The 17,887-nt window shown below is 62.5% G+C and carries 18 protein-coding genes and 1 pseudogene; 17 read left to right on the top strand and 2 right to left on the bottom strand.

Annotated elements, in window-relative coordinates; all coding sequences use genetic code 11:
* The first annotated feature begins 118 nt into the window (after positions 1-118).
* The 10 genes from C167_RS0119085 (at position 119) to C167_RS32730 (ending at position 6,358) form a co-directional block, all read left to right on the top strand.
* Positions 119-1,180: a type IV toxin-antitoxin system AbiEi family antitoxin gene (locus C167_RS0119085; protein WP_100227293.1), complete on the top strand. Its 1,062-nt coding sequence runs from the start codon at positions 119-121 to the stop codon at positions 1,178-1,180.
* Positions 1,168-2,082, top strand: a complete 915-nt coding sequence (locus C167_RS0119080; protein WP_024764819.1) for a hypothetical protein — start codon at positions 1,168-1,170, stop codon at positions 2,080-2,082. Before C167_RS0119085 ends, C167_RS0119080 begins: the two co-directional genes overlap by 13 nt.
* Positions 2,083-2,167: 85 nt before the next feature.
* Positions 2,168-2,386, top strand: a complete 219-nt coding sequence (locus tag C167_RS0119075; protein WP_235154336.1) for a hypothetical protein — start codon at positions 2,168-2,170, stop codon at positions 2,384-2,386.
* 211 nt (positions 2,387-2,597) lie between these two features.
* Positions 2,598-2,915, top strand: a complete 318-nt coding sequence (locus C167_RS0119070; protein WP_017519890.1) for a helix-turn-helix domain-containing protein — start codon at positions 2,598-2,600, stop codon at positions 2,913-2,915.
* Between the two features lie 352 nt (positions 2,916-3,267).
* Entirely contained in the window at positions 3,268-3,906 is a 639-nt protein-coding gene (locus C167_RS0119065) for a hypothetical protein (RefSeq protein WP_017519889.1), read from the top strand.
* Between the two features lie 81 nt (positions 3,907-3,987).
* The gene (locus C167_RS0119060) at positions 3,988-4,320 is read left to right on the top strand and encodes a hypothetical protein (protein ID WP_017519888.1); all 333 of its coding nucleotides are present in this window, start codon (positions 3,988-3,990) and stop codon (positions 4,318-4,320) included.
* Complete coding sequence (locus tag C167_RS0119055; protein ID WP_017519887.1) at positions 4,320-5,384, top strand: hypothetical protein; 1,065 nt, start codon at positions 4,320-4,322, stop codon at positions 5,382-5,384. Before C167_RS0119060 ends, C167_RS0119055 begins: the two co-directional genes overlap by 1 nt.
* Positions 5,385-5,461: 77 nt before the next feature.
* Positions 5,462-5,665 (top strand): hypothetical protein, encoded by a 204-nt coding sequence (locus C167_RS0119050; RefSeq protein ID WP_017519886.1) that lies wholly within the window; start codon positions 5,462-5,464, stop codon positions 5,663-5,665.
* 9 nt (positions 5,666-5,674) lie between these two features.
* Positions 5,675-5,911, top strand: a complete 237-nt coding sequence (locus C167_RS0119045; protein ID WP_017519885.1) for a YheU family protein — start codon at positions 5,675-5,677, stop codon at positions 5,909-5,911.
* Between the two features lie 108 nt (positions 5,912-6,019).
* Positions 6,020-6,358 (top strand): hypothetical protein, encoded by a 339-nt coding sequence (locus C167_RS32730; protein WP_017519884.1) that lies wholly within the window; start codon positions 6,020-6,022, stop codon positions 6,356-6,358.
* A gap of 132 nt (positions 6,359-6,490) precedes the next feature.
* On the opposite strand, the gene C167_RS0119035 is transcribed toward C167_RS32730, so the two are convergent.
* Complete coding sequence (locus C167_RS0119035; protein WP_015475651.1) at positions 6,491-7,381, bottom strand: LysR family transcriptional regulator; 891 nt, start codon at positions 7,379-7,381, stop codon at positions 6,491-6,493.
* 137 nt (positions 7,382-7,518) lie between these two features.
* Between C167_RS0119035 and C167_RS35480 the strand changes: the two are divergent.
* The 5 genes and pseudogenes from C167_RS35480 to C167_RS0119000 all read left to right on the top strand — a co-directional run bounded on the left by C167_RS35480 (position 7,519) and on the right by C167_RS0119000 (position 13,689).
* A pseudogene (locus C167_RS35480) lies at positions 7,519-8,674 on the top strand (IS3 family transposase).
* A gap of 112 nt (positions 8,675-8,786) precedes the next feature.
* Positions 8,787-10,142, top strand: coding sequence for a chloride channel protein (locus C167_RS0119015; RefSeq protein WP_017519882.1), 1,356 nt, complete (start codon positions 8,787-8,789; stop codon positions 10,140-10,142).
* A 113-nt stretch (positions 10,143-10,255) separates the two neighbouring features.
* Positions 10,256-11,209, top strand: a complete 954-nt coding sequence (locus C167_RS0119010; RefSeq protein ID WP_017519881.1) for a TAXI family TRAP transporter solute-binding subunit — start codon at positions 10,256-10,258, stop codon at positions 11,207-11,209.
* Positions 11,210-11,257: 48 nt separating this feature from the next.
* Positions 11,258-13,285: a TRAP transporter permease gene (locus tag C167_RS0119005; RefSeq protein WP_015475645.1), complete on the top strand. Its 2,028-nt coding sequence runs from the start codon at positions 11,258-11,260 to the stop codon at positions 13,283-13,285.
* Positions 13,282-13,689: a DUF1850 domain-containing protein gene (locus tag C167_RS0119000; protein ID WP_017519880.1), complete on the top strand. Its 408-nt coding sequence runs from the start codon at positions 13,282-13,284 to the stop codon at positions 13,687-13,689. Before C167_RS0119005 ends, C167_RS0119000 begins: the two co-directional genes overlap by 4 nt.
* A gap of 19 nt (positions 13,690-13,708) precedes the next feature.
* Here the strand turns inward: C167_RS0119000 and C167_RS0118995 are convergent, their stop codons facing one another.
* Complete coding sequence (locus C167_RS0118995; protein ID WP_015475643.1) at positions 13,709-15,682, bottom strand: BCCT family transporter; 1,974 nt, start codon at positions 15,680-15,682, stop codon at positions 13,709-13,711.
* A 291-nt stretch (positions 15,683-15,973) separates the two neighbouring features.
* On the opposite strand from C167_RS0118995, the gene nhaA reads away from it, so the two are divergent.
* Both nhaA and C167_RS0118985 read left to right on the top strand, forming a co-directional pair.
* A complete protein-coding gene (nhaA, locus tag C167_RS0118990) occupies positions 15,974-17,332 on the top strand; it encodes a Na+/H+ antiporter NhaA (RefSeq protein WP_015475642.1) in 1,359 nt (452 codons plus the stop codon).
* A gap of 117 nt (positions 17,333-17,449) precedes the next feature.
* Complete coding sequence (locus tag C167_RS0118985; protein WP_015475641.1) at positions 17,450-17,860, top strand: DUF1330 domain-containing protein; 411 nt, start codon at positions 17,450-17,452, stop codon at positions 17,858-17,860.
* Positions 17,861-17,887: the final 27 nt, after the last annotated feature.

The following is a 17,887-nucleotide window of genomic DNA, read 5'->3' as shown; positions in this document are numbered from 1 at the left end:
ATCAGCTAAACTAAAGCGCATTCAGCATGTTTTGCTGGCCAGCTAACCTACCTCTGGAAGATAAAGAACCATGCATCCAGGATCTGCCACGCTTAGTGCGGTCCAGTTCGAAGCCGAGATGATCGAGCTGCTCACCGCCGCCCTAAACGATGCGCTGGAGGGTGTCGCCGAGGTTGAACCGGTGAATGGCCTCTCGCCGTCCAAAGGAGCCCCTGACGCCCTGCTCAGTTTAAAAAGTATGGAGGGATCAGTCCAAGTAGCTGTAGAGGTGGTGCGCAACGCGTATCCCCGTGACATTCAGCGTGCTGTCTGGGTGCTAGATGAAGCAACCAAAACCACTCACGACCAGGACCATATCAGGCTTGTCGCAGCTGAAACCCTGAGCCCAGGTGCCAAGCAATCGCTCAAAGAACGGGGGATCGCCTACTTCGAGAAGAGCGGCAGTCTCTACCTTCGCTCGAAAGGCTGGCTCATCAACATCGCTCACCCCTCAAAGGGTCCTTCAAGGCCAGAGACCATTTCGCTCTTCACTGATGCGCGCGAAGGCGTAGTGCATGCACTGCTCATGCACGCTCACCAATGGCTGACTGGCGCTGAACTCGCGGAGATGGCGCAAACATCACCGTACACCTGTTCGGTCGTCCTGAAGGAACTCGAGCGAAGAGAGTGGTGCGATTCGATGGGTGGCGGTCGCACCCTGCGCCGGCGACTGGTTGAGCCTGGCAAGCTGCTCGATGCCTGGGCTGAAAACTGGACCCAGCGATCAGAGATCAAAACCAAGGGCTACCTCTTCGTTGAGAACCGAAAGAATTTACTGCAAGAAATTTCGCATCAGCTCGAGGAGGTAGGACTCGCGCACGGTTACGTGCTTTCCGGTACCGCAGCAGCAAATGCCTACGCTCCGCTGCTCACCGAGGCTGACATGGTAGATGTGATCGTTCCCCCCCAATGGGGTGGTAATTACATGGGAGCGTTAGGACTTAAGCCCACTAGCAAGGGAGCCAACGTTCAAATAGTTGAACGGGAGCCCTCGACGCTCTTGTTCGCTCAACCCTTCGATGATCATTGCAATTTGGCAAGCCCCTTTATCCTCTACCTCGACCTGCTTGATGGGCGGGGACGGAACAAGGAGCTGGCCCAGTACATCCGGGAGAAAATGGAGTCCACATGGGCGATGTAAAACCTAAGACAGCTGGCGGCTACAGCCCGGATGTCACCCACTCATGTGAGAGGACACTGCTGACCGTTCTTTCCGCCTTCGGGAACCTCAAAGACACCTTGCGGCTAGTCGGCGGCCTGGTTCCGAGGTACCTAACGCCCGAGGCACCTCCGGAAGTTCCCGCTCACGCAGGAACATCGGATGTGGATGTGGTGATCAATCTCGAGGTCCTGGCCAACGGTGATGAGTACGCATCCCTTGCCAAACAGCTGAAAGCTCGGGGATTCGAAAGGGTAACCAACGGAGATGGGAACCCCGCATCCTGGCGCTGGAAGCGAAGGGTAAATCAACACACTGAAGTTGTTGTCGAGCTCCTTCGCGATGCGGGGGCTGACCGTCCAGGGCGTGCAGTCAGCATCAATGGTGAAGAAGTCTCTGCGATGTGCATCAGATATGCCGGGATCACGGCCGACTGGTACCAGGAGATTAGCGTCACAGCGGAACTGCTGGATGGCCAAGGGATTTCAACTGAGCGCATCCGTTTTGCCGACGTCCCCTCCTTCGTCATCCTGAAAGCTCTGGCCATGGATCAAAGACAGGAGCCGAAGGACGCCGCGGACCTCATTCACGTTGTCAGGTACGCGGGCACCCTGGACCAGGTTGCCGAGATGTTTGCAGAGCGGATCAGGTCGGGGCTACATAAAGAAGCGATGAGCGAGGGCCTATCGGCCCTGCGCCTACGCTTCTGCAATGATCAGCATGCCGAGGGCCACCTCAAGGTTGGCCCCGTTGCCTACGCCCGATTCCATAGCACCGGCGATGAAGACGAAATGATGAACGACCAGCTGTACGCCGCCGGTTTGATTGAGAGGCTGCTCGATCTGATCGAAGTAAAGACCGGCTACTGGTCGGGCAACGCGTGATCCTCCCGAGACCTGGCAGGGACTCTGATTCGCAATGACTAGCAAAGCTAATGCAGTGGCCTTCTCCAGGGTCCTTCTGAGCACCTTGGACGACATCAAAGCTGCAGTTCACCGTCGCGACAAGCCAGCGGCTGATCTGCAGTTCGCGTTCGCAATGGGCTTGATTGGAGGCGCCACCCTTAGCGGTGGCGTTCACAAGGAAGCGGGATATGAACTGCTTGATGCACTGGAGGAGACTCGCCACTTGTTACGCGAAGCGTTCGGGGAGGCCCCTGCAGGGTTTGATCGTTTGTTTGAAGGATAAAGTGTTAACCGCCCCTGATACACGTTGGCTGGCCCGCCTGGTGACCTACTGTTATGCGTCGATGAGTACGATTACGAGCATCTGTGACAGGCTTTATTTCTCGGAAATGCTCGCGGCAAATTCGGAATCCATAGGGCGCGAGGCTTCCCAGGCGCCGCGATAACTCTATAATTCCGATTCTTAAGTCAGATATTATGGTTTAAGCCTCGAAATGCTGAATTTAAACCTTGCCAAGCCGGATGAAGTCGTCAAGCGGATCTGCACTCGCCTACGCCAAGAGCGACTGTCTCAGCAGATGAAGCAGTCCGAGGTGGCCGCCCGCGCCGGCATTGGTGTCGGCACCTTGTCCAACCTTGAAGCTGGGCGCAGCGTGGCATTCGACAGCGTGGTCCGCGTGGCAATGGTTTTGGGGCGTCTCAACGACTTGGAGCAGTTGTTTGCACCGCGAATGGAGAGTCTGGACGACTTCGTCCGCTATGACCAAGGCGCTCAGCGCCAGCGCATCAGGGGAAAATCCAGCAGTTCCTAAGCAACCGTGCTAGGTGAGCCGGCTTCCTTGATCGCCTTCATCAGGCGCATACCTCCGCCAGCTTGTACGGCGATGGTCGTATTGCCGCAATGGATATTCCTGAGCCTTCTCACGCCTGTTGAGCCAACAGGCATGGACCCGTTTGGCTCAAAGTGGCGGAGTAGACGCTTCCATGCGTATGGCCGCTCGCCGGCGAGGGCCAGCCGCACCCTACCCTTTCCAAATCATCAGGGGATATGACTGAAATTACGGCCCGACAATTGGAGTTGATTCGGGCTGAATGTTTGCGAACATAGCCGGGCTTCGGAAGGCCCAGCGCTGATTTGAGGGCCATAGATAAGGAACATTGTCCGTGCCCCTCTCTGCCACCCGTCCGTCTTCCCCCGAGACCGCCAATTCGTTGGACCTGGCAAGCCCCAAATTGACCAGGCAACGTCGTTGGATCGATGACTCCCGCTTCCGCATGCGCCGCATCGTAGTTCTCCGGAACCAGCAGAAAGAGATCGTTGGTTACCGGCCCATGATTCAGCAAGGAGCCAAGGAGAGTCGTCGGGACTACTACCAGACCTTCAAACCGACCTCCGAGATGACCTTGGAGCAAGCTCTGCAGGCGGCGATGGAATGGCGGGACAACATCGAGAAGATGCTTGGCATCGTTCCAGGTAACCACAGTGCCGCTGGGATCAATAAACCGGCTGCCTGCATCTCTCTGATTGTCTCTCAGACGCCCCCCTATCGTGCTCACTGGGCCACAAACCAAACCTCTGATGGCAACGCCAAGATCAGGGTGAGTATCGGGACCCGTAACTACCAGGAGGCGTACGCCGAGACCGTGTCCCGGCTGGCCCAGCGTGAGGGTATCGCAGCTCCGGATATCATGCCCTTGGCTCCCCCGCCGAAGCGCGACCAGTACCGTCGAATGGTGAAGGCTGGACTGCAGGACATCCCACAGCCTGAGACTACCAAGTCCCGCCGCAAGCCAAAGGCCTGAATTTCCGGGCCTCGCTTTGGCTGGCATAGATCCAGCAACTCGGTAGCTTCTGAGTGATTCCCCTTCACTCTGGAAGAGTCGATGCTCACCTCCACCGTTTCGAAGCGATCCGCCCTCGCCATCCTTCTCGCTCTGCTTGCCGGCTGCGATAACTCTATTGTCGGCGCCTACAAGGCAACTATGGAGACCCAAGACGGTAAGGGTAGAACTGTCGGCATCGCGGTCATTCAGGAAAAGAACATCAGCGCCGACGGCCAGGACGTGGCAGTCGCCAGCTGGAGCAATGAAAACGACTCGGTTACCGCGATCGACAAAGACGGAAAGCGGATCATCCGCTTCCTTGTCCAGAAGAACGGCGATCTCGTACAAGAGACCCCTACGGGCAAGATCGTGTTTAAGCGGTTCGACCTGTAATGCTGTCGAGTGCAGATCGTTCCCGGCTCAGGAATGCAATCTCGCTGGCGCTTGGACTGGCCCTGGCCGGGATAACCCTAGCGTCCCAGGCCAAAATTCAGGTTCTGCAAAGCACCTATCCCGACGGTACTGCCGCGCCGGCGGAGATCTACCTTTCCGGGGAGATCACCACCAGCACTACCAAAGAGGTAACCCAGGCCCTGGACCGCGCCGGACCGAAGGTCCCCATGCTCGCCTTTGACTCTGCCGGCGGCGATCTTGTGGCCGCCATGGAGTTGGGCGACACCCTCAGGCGACGTGGGGTCAACACATCGATCGGGAAATACAGCGGGGAGTACGGCAAGCCGCTCCCAGGTGTCTGCTACAGCGCCTGTGTGCTTTCGTTTGGCGGTGGCCACTTCCGATTTGCGGATCAAAAAGCACAAATCGGAGTGCACCGGTTCTTCAGGAAGACCGCATCCTCTTCCGATCTCGATGTCGGCCAGGTCGTTAGCGCTGCAATCACGAGTTACTTGATTCGTGTGGGTGTGAGTCCGCTGCTGTTCGAGAAGATGGCACAGGTGGGTGGCGGAAAGATGCAACTGCTGTCGGTGTCGGAAGCAACCAGCCTGGCCCTGGTCAACAATGGCCTTCTTCCCCCCAACTGGGTCATCGAAGGTAAGCAGGGGGCGGTCTACCTCAAAGGTGAGCAGGAGACCTGGAACGGGACTGGCAAACTCCTCTTCAGCTGTTCGGGCCCGAGCGGCATCAAGGTCACAGCTCTCTATGATGCCGGGGAGAACAACCAGAACATCCTGAACACCGCGCGTAGCTTCACGCTGAAGCTCAACAGTCAGTTCCACACGATTCCTAAGCTCCAGTCAGCACCGAAGATCAGCGGCGATTTCCTGATGGCGAGCTTCGTCCCCGACTCCACGATGCTGTGGGACCTTCAGGCTGCAGAGCAGATTGGCTTCGGGTTCCATCCGCAGCGCGCAGAGTCCTTCTACGGATTCTTGATCGACGCCCGCCCCGAACGCGACATGATCCGCAGCTTCATCAATCACTGCGTCACCCGGAACTGATCCCTCGCCGCTTCTGGCACTAGCCAGGGGCGGCCACAATCACCTCATCGGCCACCAAGGTCATCAGAGGTGATCCTATGAGCAACCCCACGCGTACCCAGCAACTCGTTTACGACCAGGCCGGAGCCGAAGCAGGCGTGGCCACCGGCGCGGTCCACCGCTGCCGAATGGAAGGCTGCCAAGGGGAGCGCGTCTCAGTGCGCTGGCCCGACGACCACTTCACCTACCCATGCAGTCGCGGCCTGGTGCTTCGCACCGATGGCGCGCGCCAGATCGGCTGAGGGCTTCGTATGCTGATTCCCTACGACCAGCTGCAGCCCGAGACGCTGGACAACTTGATGCGGGATTTCGTCAGCCGGGACGGCACCGATGGGGGTGACGAGACCCCGGAAGAGGTGAAGGTCGAACGCGTACGCCAAGCCCTTATCAAGGGCGAAGCAGTAGTGTTCTACGACATAGCTGAACAACACTGCATTTTGACCTTGCGAGCGGAAGTGCCCCAAGAGGTACTCAGCGCCTGGACTTAGGGCAGTGAAATTGGCCAGGAGTGCTGGTGGCACGGAGGCCCAAGCTGGAACATGAGCTCATCAAAGCAGCAACACGCTTCAAGAATTCAGTCCAGCCTGGAGGGCTCTATGAACCATCCCGTACTTCCCGTACCGATTCTTGAGGGGGTGCAGCGCTCCTACTCGATCAGCGCCTTGTGGGAGGGCACCCCTGCCCGAGCGACAGTTGAGAAGGAACGCGAACTCCTGAATCTGGTTCTGCCGCCCTGGCAACGCGATCTCTGTTGGACCCTTGAGCAACAGATCAAGTACATCGAAGGCATCTTTCTTGGCCTTGGAACGGGCTACTACGTCGTCAATGGACGGGATTTTGACAATGATGGCAACGACACCCGTATGTCCGGATGGCTGATCGATGGGCAGTGCGTAATTGCATCGCACTTGACCACCCAATTGCATTGCCGTTGATCAGTCAATTGCATTCGTGCTGACCACCGTTTGCATCCGACTTGACCTGTACACCGAAGAGGCGGCCGGCAGAGAACGGCCAGAAGCGGACATAACGGGCAAAATGGAACCGATCCCGTTGTTTTCCACCTACTACGTCAATCGCAACGCCTCGAGTACAAGAGCGAAGGCCGGCGAAGGTTGCCTGCGGCTGGGGTAGTAGAGGTTATAGCCGGAAAACGGCTCGCACCAGTCTTCCAGCACTCGAATCAACCGGCCCTCTTCAAGGTGAGGGTCAAACTCATCTTCGGGCAGGTAGGCGATGCCCAAGCCTGCGACGGCGGCGTCGGCGATGTGGGTGGTGGTGTTGAACACCAGCTGCCCGTCGACCCTCACCCTCAGTTTCTTGCCTTTGCGCTCGAACTCCCAGGCATCCACTCCGCCGTAGGTGGGAAAGCGGATATCGATGCACCTATGCGCAGCCAGGTCGTTAGGATGCCTGGGTATGGGGTGCTCGGCGAAATAGCTGGGGGCGGCCACCACGGCCATGCGCAGATCGCCGCCGATGGGCATGGCAATCATGTCTTGCGCCACCGTACCGCTGAAGCTCACGCCGGCATCGAAACGGTCAGCCACGATATCTCGGAAACCGTAGTTGATATCGAATTCGAGCTTGATGTCTGGATAGGCCGCCAGAAGGGGGATCAGCTTGGGCAGCAAGGTCGTCTTGATGATGTTGTCGCCACAAGTGATACGAACCTTGCCCGCCGGCTTGTCGCGCAGCTCGGTCAGGGCATCCAGCTCGGCTTCGATCTCATCGAAACGGTGGCCGATGGCGTCCATGAGCCGTTCACCCGCCGCCGTCAGCGAAACACTGCGGGTGGTGCGTGTGAGCAGACGAATCTGCAGCCGTGCCTCCAACGCCGACACAACCTGACTCACCGCAGATTGGGTTATGCCCAGGTGTGCTGCTGCACGGGTAAAACTGCCCTCGCGCGCCACCGTCACGAAGGCTTGCAGGTCGTTGAAATTATGCCGAGGCATGCTTCCATCCTCTTATTCAGTAGCAGAGGTTATAGCGGCTTTCAGCATTCATTAGCTAGTCAAAGCCTCACTCTGGTCTGTCCCGGGCTGAGTGGACACTGACTTAAGGTGGATAATGTCCACCGCAAGGAGTGTTCATGACCCAGACCAGACGACGTTTTCCCGAATCTTTCAAACGCGAGGCGGTAGACCAGGTGCTTGCCGGTACGCCGCTTCGTCATGTAGCCGAGACGCTCGGCATCGCTGAAAGCCTGCTGGGCAATTGGAAGCGCCAGTACGAGCAGCAAGGTGAGGATGCCTTTCCGGGCAATGGCAAGCAGCGGGGCGAGAGCGCGGAGCTGCGTCGCCTACGCCAGCAACTGGCTCAAGTCACCATGGAGCGCGATGTTTTAAAAAAGGCGCTCGCCATCTTCTCGCAGCCCACGAAGTGAAGTTCCGCGCCATCGAGGCGTTGGCCGGTCGCTATCCCGTAGCGCCGATGTGCCGGCTGCTGCAGGTATCCCGCAGCGGTTTCTATGCCTGGCAGCAGCGGCCTCCCTCGGCGAGAGAGATGGCGAATCGGCGTCTGAGCCAGGAGATCCGCACCATCCACCACGAGGTGAATGGGATCTATGGCCATCGCCGAATCAAGGCCGAGTTGGCGGCCATGGGGCATGCGTGTGGTCGACACCGAGTCGCTCGACTGATGCGCGAAGCCGGCCTGCGTGTTCGTTCGCGCAAGCGTTGGCGGCTGGTTTCCAGCAGTCGTCATGCTCTGCCGATTGCCCCGAACCACCTGGATCGCCAGTTCGCCTCGGATCGCGCCAATCGGCACTGGGTCTCGGACATGACCTACGTGCGGACGGCCCAAGGCTGGCTGTATCTGGCCGTCGTGCTCGATCTCTATTCACGCGCTGTCGTCGGTTGGGCGATGCACCACCGCATGCAGCAGGCCCTGGTGCATGCTGCTCTGGAGATGGCCGTTGCACGCCGACAGCCGAAAGAAGAAGTGCTGCTGCACTCGGATCGTGGCAGCCAATACTGCGCGTACGACTACCAGGCCTTGCTTCGGCGACATCGAATCGTGCCCAGCCATTCACGTCCGGGGACTGCTGGGACAACGCCGCGATGGAGAGCTTCTTCCGTTCGCTGAAGGCCGAGCGGGTGTACCTGACTCGCTACGCCAGCTACCAGGAGGCGAAAACCGACCTGTTCGACTACATCCGCTTTTACAATCACCGCCGTCGCCACTCGACGTTGGGTTATCTCAGTCCGATGGAGTTTGAGCGGCGAAATGCGAGCAGTAGCTCTTAACTACTTGTCCACCAGTTCCGGGACAGACCACTGGTACTATTCCACTGGCCACCGACGCCCAAATCTGGCGAAGACAAAGATTCATCCTCCCTTCCGCAACCAGAAATCAATCATGTCCGACCAGTCAGCAAATCTGCCCTCCCGCAACCTTGCCGACAGCGAGCCAAACGTCAGCCGTGCACGGCGCTTCTACCATTCTCGCTGGCGGCTCTGGCGACAACATCTGGCGTTCTGGGTCGGGGCTCTGCTGGTAGGCCTGGTGGCGCTGGCCTTCGCCTGGCTGGCGGACCAGTCCTTCGCCCTGTTCAAGCGCACGCTCGGCGTCGCCCCCTGGCTGCCGCTGCTGGTCACCCCCGCGGGTTTCGCCCTGCTGGCCTGGGTCACCCAGCGCTGGTTCGTCGAGGCCAAGGGCAGCGGCATTCCCCAGGTGATCGCCGCGCTGGAGTCGCCTTCGCGGCGCTTCCGCGCCCAGGTGCTGGCGCTGCCGGTGGCCGCCGTGCGCATGGTCTTCACCCCGGGCGCGCTGCTGGTGGGCGGCTCGGTGGGCCGCGAAGGGCCCACGGTGCACGTCGGCGCCGCGGTCATCTACGCCTTCGGCCGGCGCCTGGGGCTGCACGGCCGGCGCACCATCGCCGGGCTGATCCTCGCCGGCGGCGCGGCCGGCATCGCCGCGGCCTTCAACACGCCGCTGGCCGGCATCGTGTTCGCCATCGAGGAGCTCAGCCGCACCTTCGAACAGCGCTTCAGCGGCCTGGTGCTGACCGCGGTGCTGATCGGCGGCGCCGTCACCCTCGGGCTGATGGGCCACTACTCCTACTTCGGCGAGATCGGCGGCAGCCTGCCGGCGGGCTGGGGCTGGAGCGAGGTGCCGGCCTGCGCGCTGCTCGGCGGCCTGCTGGGCGGGCTCTACGTCAAGCTGGTGCTGCCCACCCGGGTCGGCTGGCTGGGCCGCATGTGCCGCCTGCGCGAGCGCTTCCCGGTGCGCTTCGCCGGTGCCTGCGGGCTGCTGCTGGCGCTGCTGGGGCTGGCCTCGGGCAACCACGTGTTCGGCACCGGCTACGAGGAGACCCGCGCCCTGCTGGAGGGCCAGCCGATGACCGAGCAGAGCTTCCTGCTGTGGAAGTTCCTGGCCAACGTGGTGTCCTACCTCGCCGGCATCCCCGGCGGCCTGTTCTCGCCCTCGCTGAGCATAGGCGCGGCCTTCGCCCCGCTGCTGGCCCAGTTGCCCGACGTCAACCCGCAGACCTGCGCGCTGCTGGGCATGGGCGCCTACCTCGCCGGGGTGACGCGCTCGCCGCTGACCGCCTCGGTGATCGTCCTGGAACTCTCCCACAGCCCCGACCTGCTCATCCCCATGCTGGCGGCCACGGTCATGGCCGCCACCGTCTCCGGCTGGATCGCACCGGTCTCGCTGTACCACGCCCTGGCGCGGCAGATCCTCGACAAGCTGGCACCAAATAAACCCTGAGCTAAAAGCAGTCGCGCGCTCTTAGACTTTCGGCTAAAAACCTGGGCAAGCCGGGCGCAAGCGTTCTACGGTTAGTCATTCAGGCACAAGAACAAGAACCTGGAGACCCAGCCATGATCCGACGCACCCGCCTGGCGCTGGCCGGCGCCGCCTTCCTCGCCGTCTGCGCCACCGCCCAGGCCGCCCCTGTCTTCATCAACATCCTCACCGGCGGCACCAGCGGTGTGTACTACCCCGTGGGCGTCGGCCTGTCGCAGATCTACAGCCACGGCATCGAGGGCAGCAAGACCTCGGTGCAGGCCACCAAGGCCTCGGTGGAGAACCTCAACCTGCTGCAGGCCGGCCGCGGCGAACTGGCCTTCGCCCTTGGCGACTCGGTGGCCGACGCCTGGAAGGGCGAGGCCGACGCCGGCTTCAAGATGCCGCTGAAGAAGCTGCGGGCCATCGCCGGCACCTACCCCAACTACATCCAAATCGTCGCCAGCAAGGAGTCGGGGATCACCTCCCTGGCCGACCTCAAGGGCAAGCGTATCTCCGTCGGCGCGCCCAAGTCCGGCACCGAGCTGAACGCCCGTGCGATCTTCAAGGCCGCCGGGCTGAGCTACGAGGACATGGGCAAGGTCGAGTACCTGCCCTTCGCCGAGTCGGTGGAGCTGATCAAGAACCGCCAGCTCGACGCCACCCTGCAGTCCTCGGGCCTGGGCCAGGCATCGATCCGCGACCTGGCCTCGACCATGCCGGTGAGCTTCGTGGCGATCCCCGCCGAGGTGGTGGCGAAGATCGGCAACAACGCCTACCTGCCGGCGACCATCCCGGCCAAGACCTACGACGGCCAGGACGCCGACGTGCCCACCGCCGCCATCGTCAATATCCTGGTAACCCATGAAGGGGTGAGTGACGAGTTGGCCTACCAGATGACCAAGCAGTTGTTCGATAACCTGCCGCGCCTGGTCACCGCCCATGCGGCGGCCAAGGACATCAGCCTGGACAAGGCGGCGAAGAACCTGCCGATTCCGCTGCACCCCGGCGCCGAGCGCTTCTACAAGGAAAAAGGTCTGCTTCCCTGAGCCATGGGCCGGCCCCACGCCGGGGCCGGCCACCGCAGGAGACCCCGAATGAGCGATACCGCCCACGGCCTGCATGCCGACACCGAGCGCTGGCCCACCAGCCTGTTCGCCGTCGCCCTGGCCTTTTCGATCTTCCAGGTCGCCACCGCGGCCTTTCCGCTGATCTCCACCCAGGTCCTGCGCGCGGTGCACGTGGGCTTCCTGCTGCTGGTGGTCTACCTGTGCTACCCGGCGCGCGGCCATGGCCGTCCCTGGCAGCCGCTAGCCTGGCTGCTGGGCCTGGGGGGCATGGCCACGGCGGCCTACCAGTGGTTCTTCGAGGCCGACCTGATCCAGCGCTCCGGCGAACTGACCCACGGCGACATGCTCATCGGCCTGGTACTGATCGTGCTGGTGTTCGAGGCCGCCCGGCGCGTCATGGGCATCGCCCTGCCGATCATCTGCGCCCTGTTCCTCGTCTACGGTCTGCTCGGCCAGTACCTGCCGGGCGACCTGGCGCACCGCGGCTATGGCTTCGACCAAATCGTCAACCAGCTATCCTTCGGCACGGAGGGCCTGTACGGCACGCCCACCTATGTGTCGGCCACCTACATCTATCTGTTCATCCTATTCGGCGCCTTCCTCGAACAGGCCGGGATGATCCGCCTGTTCACCGACTTCGCCATGGGCCTGTTCGGCCACCGCAGCGGCGGACCGGCCAAGGTCTCGGTGTTCTCCTCGGCGCTGATGGGTACCATCACCGGCTCCGGGGTGGCTAATGTGGTCACCACCGGGCAGTTCACCATTCCGCTGATGAAACGCTTCGGTTACTCGCCGGCCTTCGCTGGCGGCGTCGAAGCCACCTCCAGCATGGGCAGCCAGATCATGCCCCCGGTGATGGGGGCGGTGGCCTTCATCATGGCCGAGACCATCAACGTGCCCTACGCAGAGGTGGCCAAGGCGGCGCTGATCCCGGCCCTGCTGTATTTCGGCTCGGTGTACTGGATGGTCCACCTGGAGGCCCGGCGCAGCCATTTGCACGGCCTGCCGCCGGAGCAATGCCCAAGCGCCTGGGGCGCGCTGCGCCAGCGCTGGTTCCTGCTGATCCCGCTGCTGGTGCTGATCGCCCTGCTGTTTTCCGGGCGTACCCCGCTGTACTCGGGCATGGTCGGCCTAGCGCTGACTGCCATTGTCATCCTCGGCTCGGCGATCATCCTGCGCGCCGGCAACACCTGGCTGCGCATCGCCTTCTGGGTGGCGCTAGGGGTGCTCTGCTCGGGGTTCTTCCGCCTGGGTATCGGCATCGTCTTCCTGGTCATCGCCGCCCTGGCACTGGCCTGCTTCTTCATCCGCGGCGGCCACGCCACCCTGCGGGCCTGCGTCATGGCCCTGGCCGAAGGCGCCCGCCATGCTGTGCCGGTGGGCATCGCCTGCACCCTGGTCGGGGTGATCATCGGCGTCATCTCGCTGACCGGGGTAGCCACCACCTTCGCCGGCTACATCCTCGACCTGGGTCGCGACAACCTGTTTCTCTCACTGGTGCTGACCATGCTCACCTGCCTGGTGCTGGGCATGGGCATCCCGACCATCCCCAACTACATCATCACCAGTTCCATCGCGGCCCCGGCCCTGCTGGAGCTGGGCGTGCCGCTGATCGTCTCGCACATGTTCGTGTTCTATTTCGGCATCCTCGCCGACCTCACCCCGCCGGTGGCCCTGGCCTGCTTCGCCGCCGCCCCCATCGCCCAGGAGAAGGGGCTGAAGATCAGCTTCTGGGCGGTGCGCATCGCCCTGGCCGGCTTCGTCGTGCCCTTCATGGCGGTCTACGACCCGGCGCTGATGATGCAGGGCGACAGTTGGGCGGCCACGCTCTACATGCTGGTCAAGGCGATCTTCGCGGTGGTGCTCTGGGGCATGGCCTCCATCGGCCACCTCAGTGCACCCATGCCATGGTGGGAGCGCGGCCTGGCGTTCGCCGCCGGCCTGTTGCTGATCCTCGCCCTGCCGATCAGCGACGAAGCCGGCTTCGCCCTGGGCGCGGCGGTGCTCGGCTGGCACCTGTGGCGCCATCGCGGCGCGGCCGGGCAGCCGGCATGACCGGCCTGTGCCTGGGGCTGGCCGTGGTGGTCTGGGCCAGCCTGCCGCTGCAGCACTTTACCCTGGCCTGGCAGCACAGCATCGAGAAGATCCGCTGGGAGGAGGACTACCAGGTAACCTCTGCCGGCCTGCTGCTGGGCGAGGCGAGAGTGCGCGGCAACGGCGCCGGCATGGAAATTCCGGACGGTGCGGTCCTGCGCGACGGCGCCTGGCACTACCGGCGCCACCTTCCACCGTTGCAACCGCTGCACGCCGGGCGCACGCCCGAGGCCGGCGACTACCAACTGTGCACCGAACACGGATGCCAGGCGCTGGCGCACTGGCTGGGGCCACCGACGACGAAGACCCCGGCCATGGATTTCTGGGCCTGCGAGACGACCACCGAAACGTCCCGGCCCCTCTAGCGCAGCGAATCGCGCTCATTCAGCCGACGACGTGCAGGTAGTGCAGGTGCCTTTCGTACTGATCGAGAATGTCGCTGATCACGTCATCGCGGCTCCAGCCCATGATGTCGTAGTCCTGGCCACCCTCGCGCAGATGCACCTCGGCACGGAAGTATTTGCGCGCATCGCTGCTCTCCTCGGTGTCACGCATGACGAAACTGGGTGTGGTGAACGCGCGCGGTCGCACTTCGTAGAGGAAGCGGCCTTCGCCGGCGTGGTCCAGCTCCAGGCTCACACGGCCGTCTTCGCGTTCGCTCACCGTTACCTCGTAGCCCTGCTTGCGCAATTCGACGGCGACCTCCTCGCACGCCGGCCTCGCCACCTCGGCGATGAAGCGCGTCACGTGGGCACGCCGCGGCAACATGGCGATGTTGCGCAGACGCCGCTGCCAGCCGCCATGGGCATGGGGCGCCTGGCGCGGCGACGGCAGTGCCTGGTTGCGCAGGCCCCGGCGGGTTGCGTCCAGGTGCAACGCACGGAACAATCCCCAGATCGACGCCAGGAGGATGATGGAGAACGGCAACGCACTGGCGATGGTCGCGGTCTGCAGTGCCTTCAGTCCGTTGGCCAGCAGCAGCGCAATCGCCACCACGCCGATGCTCACCGACCAGAAGATGCGCTGCCACAGCGGCGAGTGGTCATGCCCGGACGAGGCCAGCATGTCCACCACCAGGGCACCGGAATCGGCGGAAGTGACGAAGAACACCACCACCATCAGTACCGCGACCATGGACACCACGCTCGACAGCGGGAAATGCTCGAGGAAGGCGAACAGCGCCAGTGAGCTGTCCTGGTCGACTATCGCCGCCAGGTCCTGCACGCCATCGGTGAGGATCATGTGGATCGCCGAGTCACCGAACACCGTCATCCACAACAGGGTGAAACCGGCCGGCACGAACAGCACGCCGCAGACGAACTCGCGAATCGTCCGGCCACGCGAGATGCGCGCGATGAACAGACCCACGAAAGGCGACCAGGACAACCACCAGCCCCAGTACAGCAGAGTCCAACCACCGATCCAGTCCGTGGGCTGGTAGGCGTAGAGATTGAACGTCTTGTAGACGATATCGGACAGGTAGGCGCCGGTATTCTGTACGTAGGTCTGCAGCAGGAAGACCGTGGGGCCCAGCAACAGCACGAAGAGCAGCAGCACCGCCGCCAATCCCAGGTTGAGCTCCGAAAGAATGCGGATTCCCTTATCCAGGCCGCTGGCCACCGAAAGCGTGGCCAGGCCGCAGGTAATGGCGATCAGGACGATCTGCACGGAGGGGTTCACCGGCAAACCGAACAGATGGTGGAAACCACTGTTGATCTGCAACACGCCATAGCCCAGCGAAGTGGCGACGCCGAACACGGTGCCGAGGATGGCGAAAATGTCCACGGCATGGCCGATGGGCCCATGGATGCGCTCGCCGATCAGCGGATAGAGCGCCGAGCGCAGCGTGAGCGGCAAGCCCTTGCGGAAGCTGAAGTAAGCCAGGATCAGCCCGACCATCGCATAGATCGCCCAGGCATGCAGGCCCCAGTGGAAGAAGGTGATCTTCATCGCTTCGCGCGCGGCGGCTACCGTGCCCGGTTCACCCACCGGCGGCGTGGTGAAATGCATAACCGGCTCGGCGACGCCGAAGAACATCAGGCCGATGCCCATGCCGGCGGAAAACAGCATGGCGAACCAACTGCTGCTTCGGTACTCCGGCTCGCTGTGGTCGGGGCCGAGCTTGATATCGCCATAGCGACTGACCGCCAGGAACACGACGCTGATCAGGATCAGCGCCACCGCGAGGATGTAGAACCAACTGGCATTGGTGATGATCCATTGCTGCACGTCGTTGAACAACGCTTGTGCCTGCTCCTGGAAAACGGAGGCATAGAGCACCAGTACCAGGATAAGCACTGCACTGCTGTAGAACACCGGTGGATTCAGGGTACTCCTTGGCTTGGATGGGGCATTCATTGCGGGTTTTCTCCTTTGAATCTGTGTGCCGAAGCACAGCGGAAAACCTATCAAGGGTAACAAGCATGGCCTGCTATCCCTACCGCAAATGGGAAATGGGCGCTTTTTTCGCCGAGCGAATCCTGACACTCCAGCCAGCGTGATGACGCTTACGCAACGGTGCGAACGTGAAGCGCTGGTACTTCACTGACCGCGAAAGGGTCCTGTAGACTTGCGCTCCGGGTGTCTGCTGCAAGGGTGGCGAGACAGGTCAATGCGCAGGTCGGGCCGCCGCGCGGAGAGCTTGTGCGCATGCAACAGAATCCCCTGCCCCGTGCCCAGCGAATGGCCGAACGCGCCTTCGCCAACCTTGAACGTTTCCTGCATATCGAAGCCGTCAGTGGCGCCGTCCTGCTGGTCGCAGCCGTCATCGCCCTGCTGTGGGCGAACTCCCCGGCCGCTCATAGCTACGACGCCCTATGGCACGCTCCGCTGTCCATCGGAATCGGCTCCTTCACGTTCTCGCGTTCGCTCCACTTCTGGATAAACGATGGGTTGATGACCGTGTTCTTCCTGGTCGTCGGCATGGAAATCCGCCGGGAAATCCATGAGGGTGCCCTGGCCAACCTGCGCCAGGCGGCATTACCCATGATAGCGGCTGTTGGTGGTGTCCTGGCGCCGGCAGCGATCTACCTGGCGATAAACCACACCCCCGCCGCGCACTCGGGCTGGGCCATACCGACGGCCACCGACATCGCCTTCGCGGTGGGCGTGCTGGCGTTGCTGGGCAAATCCATCCCCGCCAACGTCAGGGTGTTCCTGCTGGCGCTGGCCGTCATCGACGACATCATCGCGGTCCTGATCATCGCCGTCTTCTACTCTGGAGGCCTCGACTACAGTGGCTTCGCCATCGCGGCAGTGGGCATCCTGCTCGTGCTCGGCCTGCAGAAGATCGGCGTCGGAACCGCCTACGCCTATGTGCTTCCGGGTGCGGTGACCTGGGCCGGCCTGCTCATGACCGGGGCGCATCCCAGCCTGGCTGGCGTGGTGCTCGGCCTGATGACACCGGTGTACAGCATGCCGATGCGGGAGCGCCCCCTGGAGCGTGTTTCGCGCATTACCGGCGAACTGATCGGCCGGGCTCAATCGCCGGAACAGGACGCAAGCGACCTGATGCCACCCCTGAAGAGCCTGCGCCATGCACAACGCGAACTGGTCCCGCCCGTGGTACGCGTTCAGCAGGCCCTGCATCCCTGGGTCGCCTACGGCATCATGCCCCTGTTCGCCCTTGCCAACGCCGGGGTCAGCCTCCAGGGCATCGACCTGGCTGCCGAGGCGCCGCATTGGGTCCTGCTGGGCGTGGCCACCGCGCTCATCGTCGGGAAACCACTCGGCATCATCAGCATCACCTGGTTGATGGTGCGCCTGGGCTGGTGTGCGTTGCCGAGCGGGGTCACCTGGCGAGGCGTCATCCTGATCGGGCTGCTCGCGGGTATCGGCTTCACCATGTCGATCTTCATCGCCATGCTCGGCTTCTCCGAGCCCAGTCTGCTCGGCCCCGCGAAGCTCGGCGTACTGATCGGCTCCACCTTCGCCGCGGCGCTGGGGCTGGCCTGGGGGGCTTTCGTCATGCGTCAGGACAAGGGAAGGGAGCCTGCGCGCGCGAAGTGAACGATCCGATCCAGGATCCGCCTCAGGGTCATCCGGCGCCATTCAGCACATGCATAGGCCTTGACCACCCAACTCGCTCGGCAGCAACGTCATCCCCACCCCTTCCGGAGCGACGCCATGCCCAGCCTGAATCCAAGCCGCGAACAACTTGCCCGGTTCACCGAGGAAATGCCGGCCGGCAAGCCGATACTGATGCTCAATCTGCTGCGTTACCGGACCGAAGCCGACTATCCGCCAGATGAGGGAGCGTCCCCCTGCACCGGCCGCGAGGCCTATGCCCGCTATGCCCGCGTCGCCGGGGCGAAAGTCGCCGCAGTCGGCGGATCGGTTCGGCTGCTGGCAGACGCCCATGTGGCGCTCATCGCTCCGGATGACGAGCGATGGGACGAAATTCTGCTGGTGCGCTACCCCTCGAGGGAAGCGTTCCTGAGCATGCTGGCCGATAGCGAATATCGTGCGGCAACGGTGCATCGCACAGCCGCCCTGGCCGACTCGCGACTCATCGCCAGCACCGAACGCGAGGCCTGAGCCCCCAAGGCACCGATTGCATCCGCT

Source organism: Pseudomonas nitroreducens TX1 (genome assembly GCF_000313755.1).
Classification (GTDB): Bacteria; Pseudomonadota; Gammaproteobacteria; order Pseudomonadales; family Pseudomonadaceae; genus Pseudomonas; species Pseudomonas nitroreducens_A.
The sequence above is the reverse complement of the archived record's forward strand: the minus strand, read 5'-3'. Positions and strand labels throughout refer to the sequence as shown.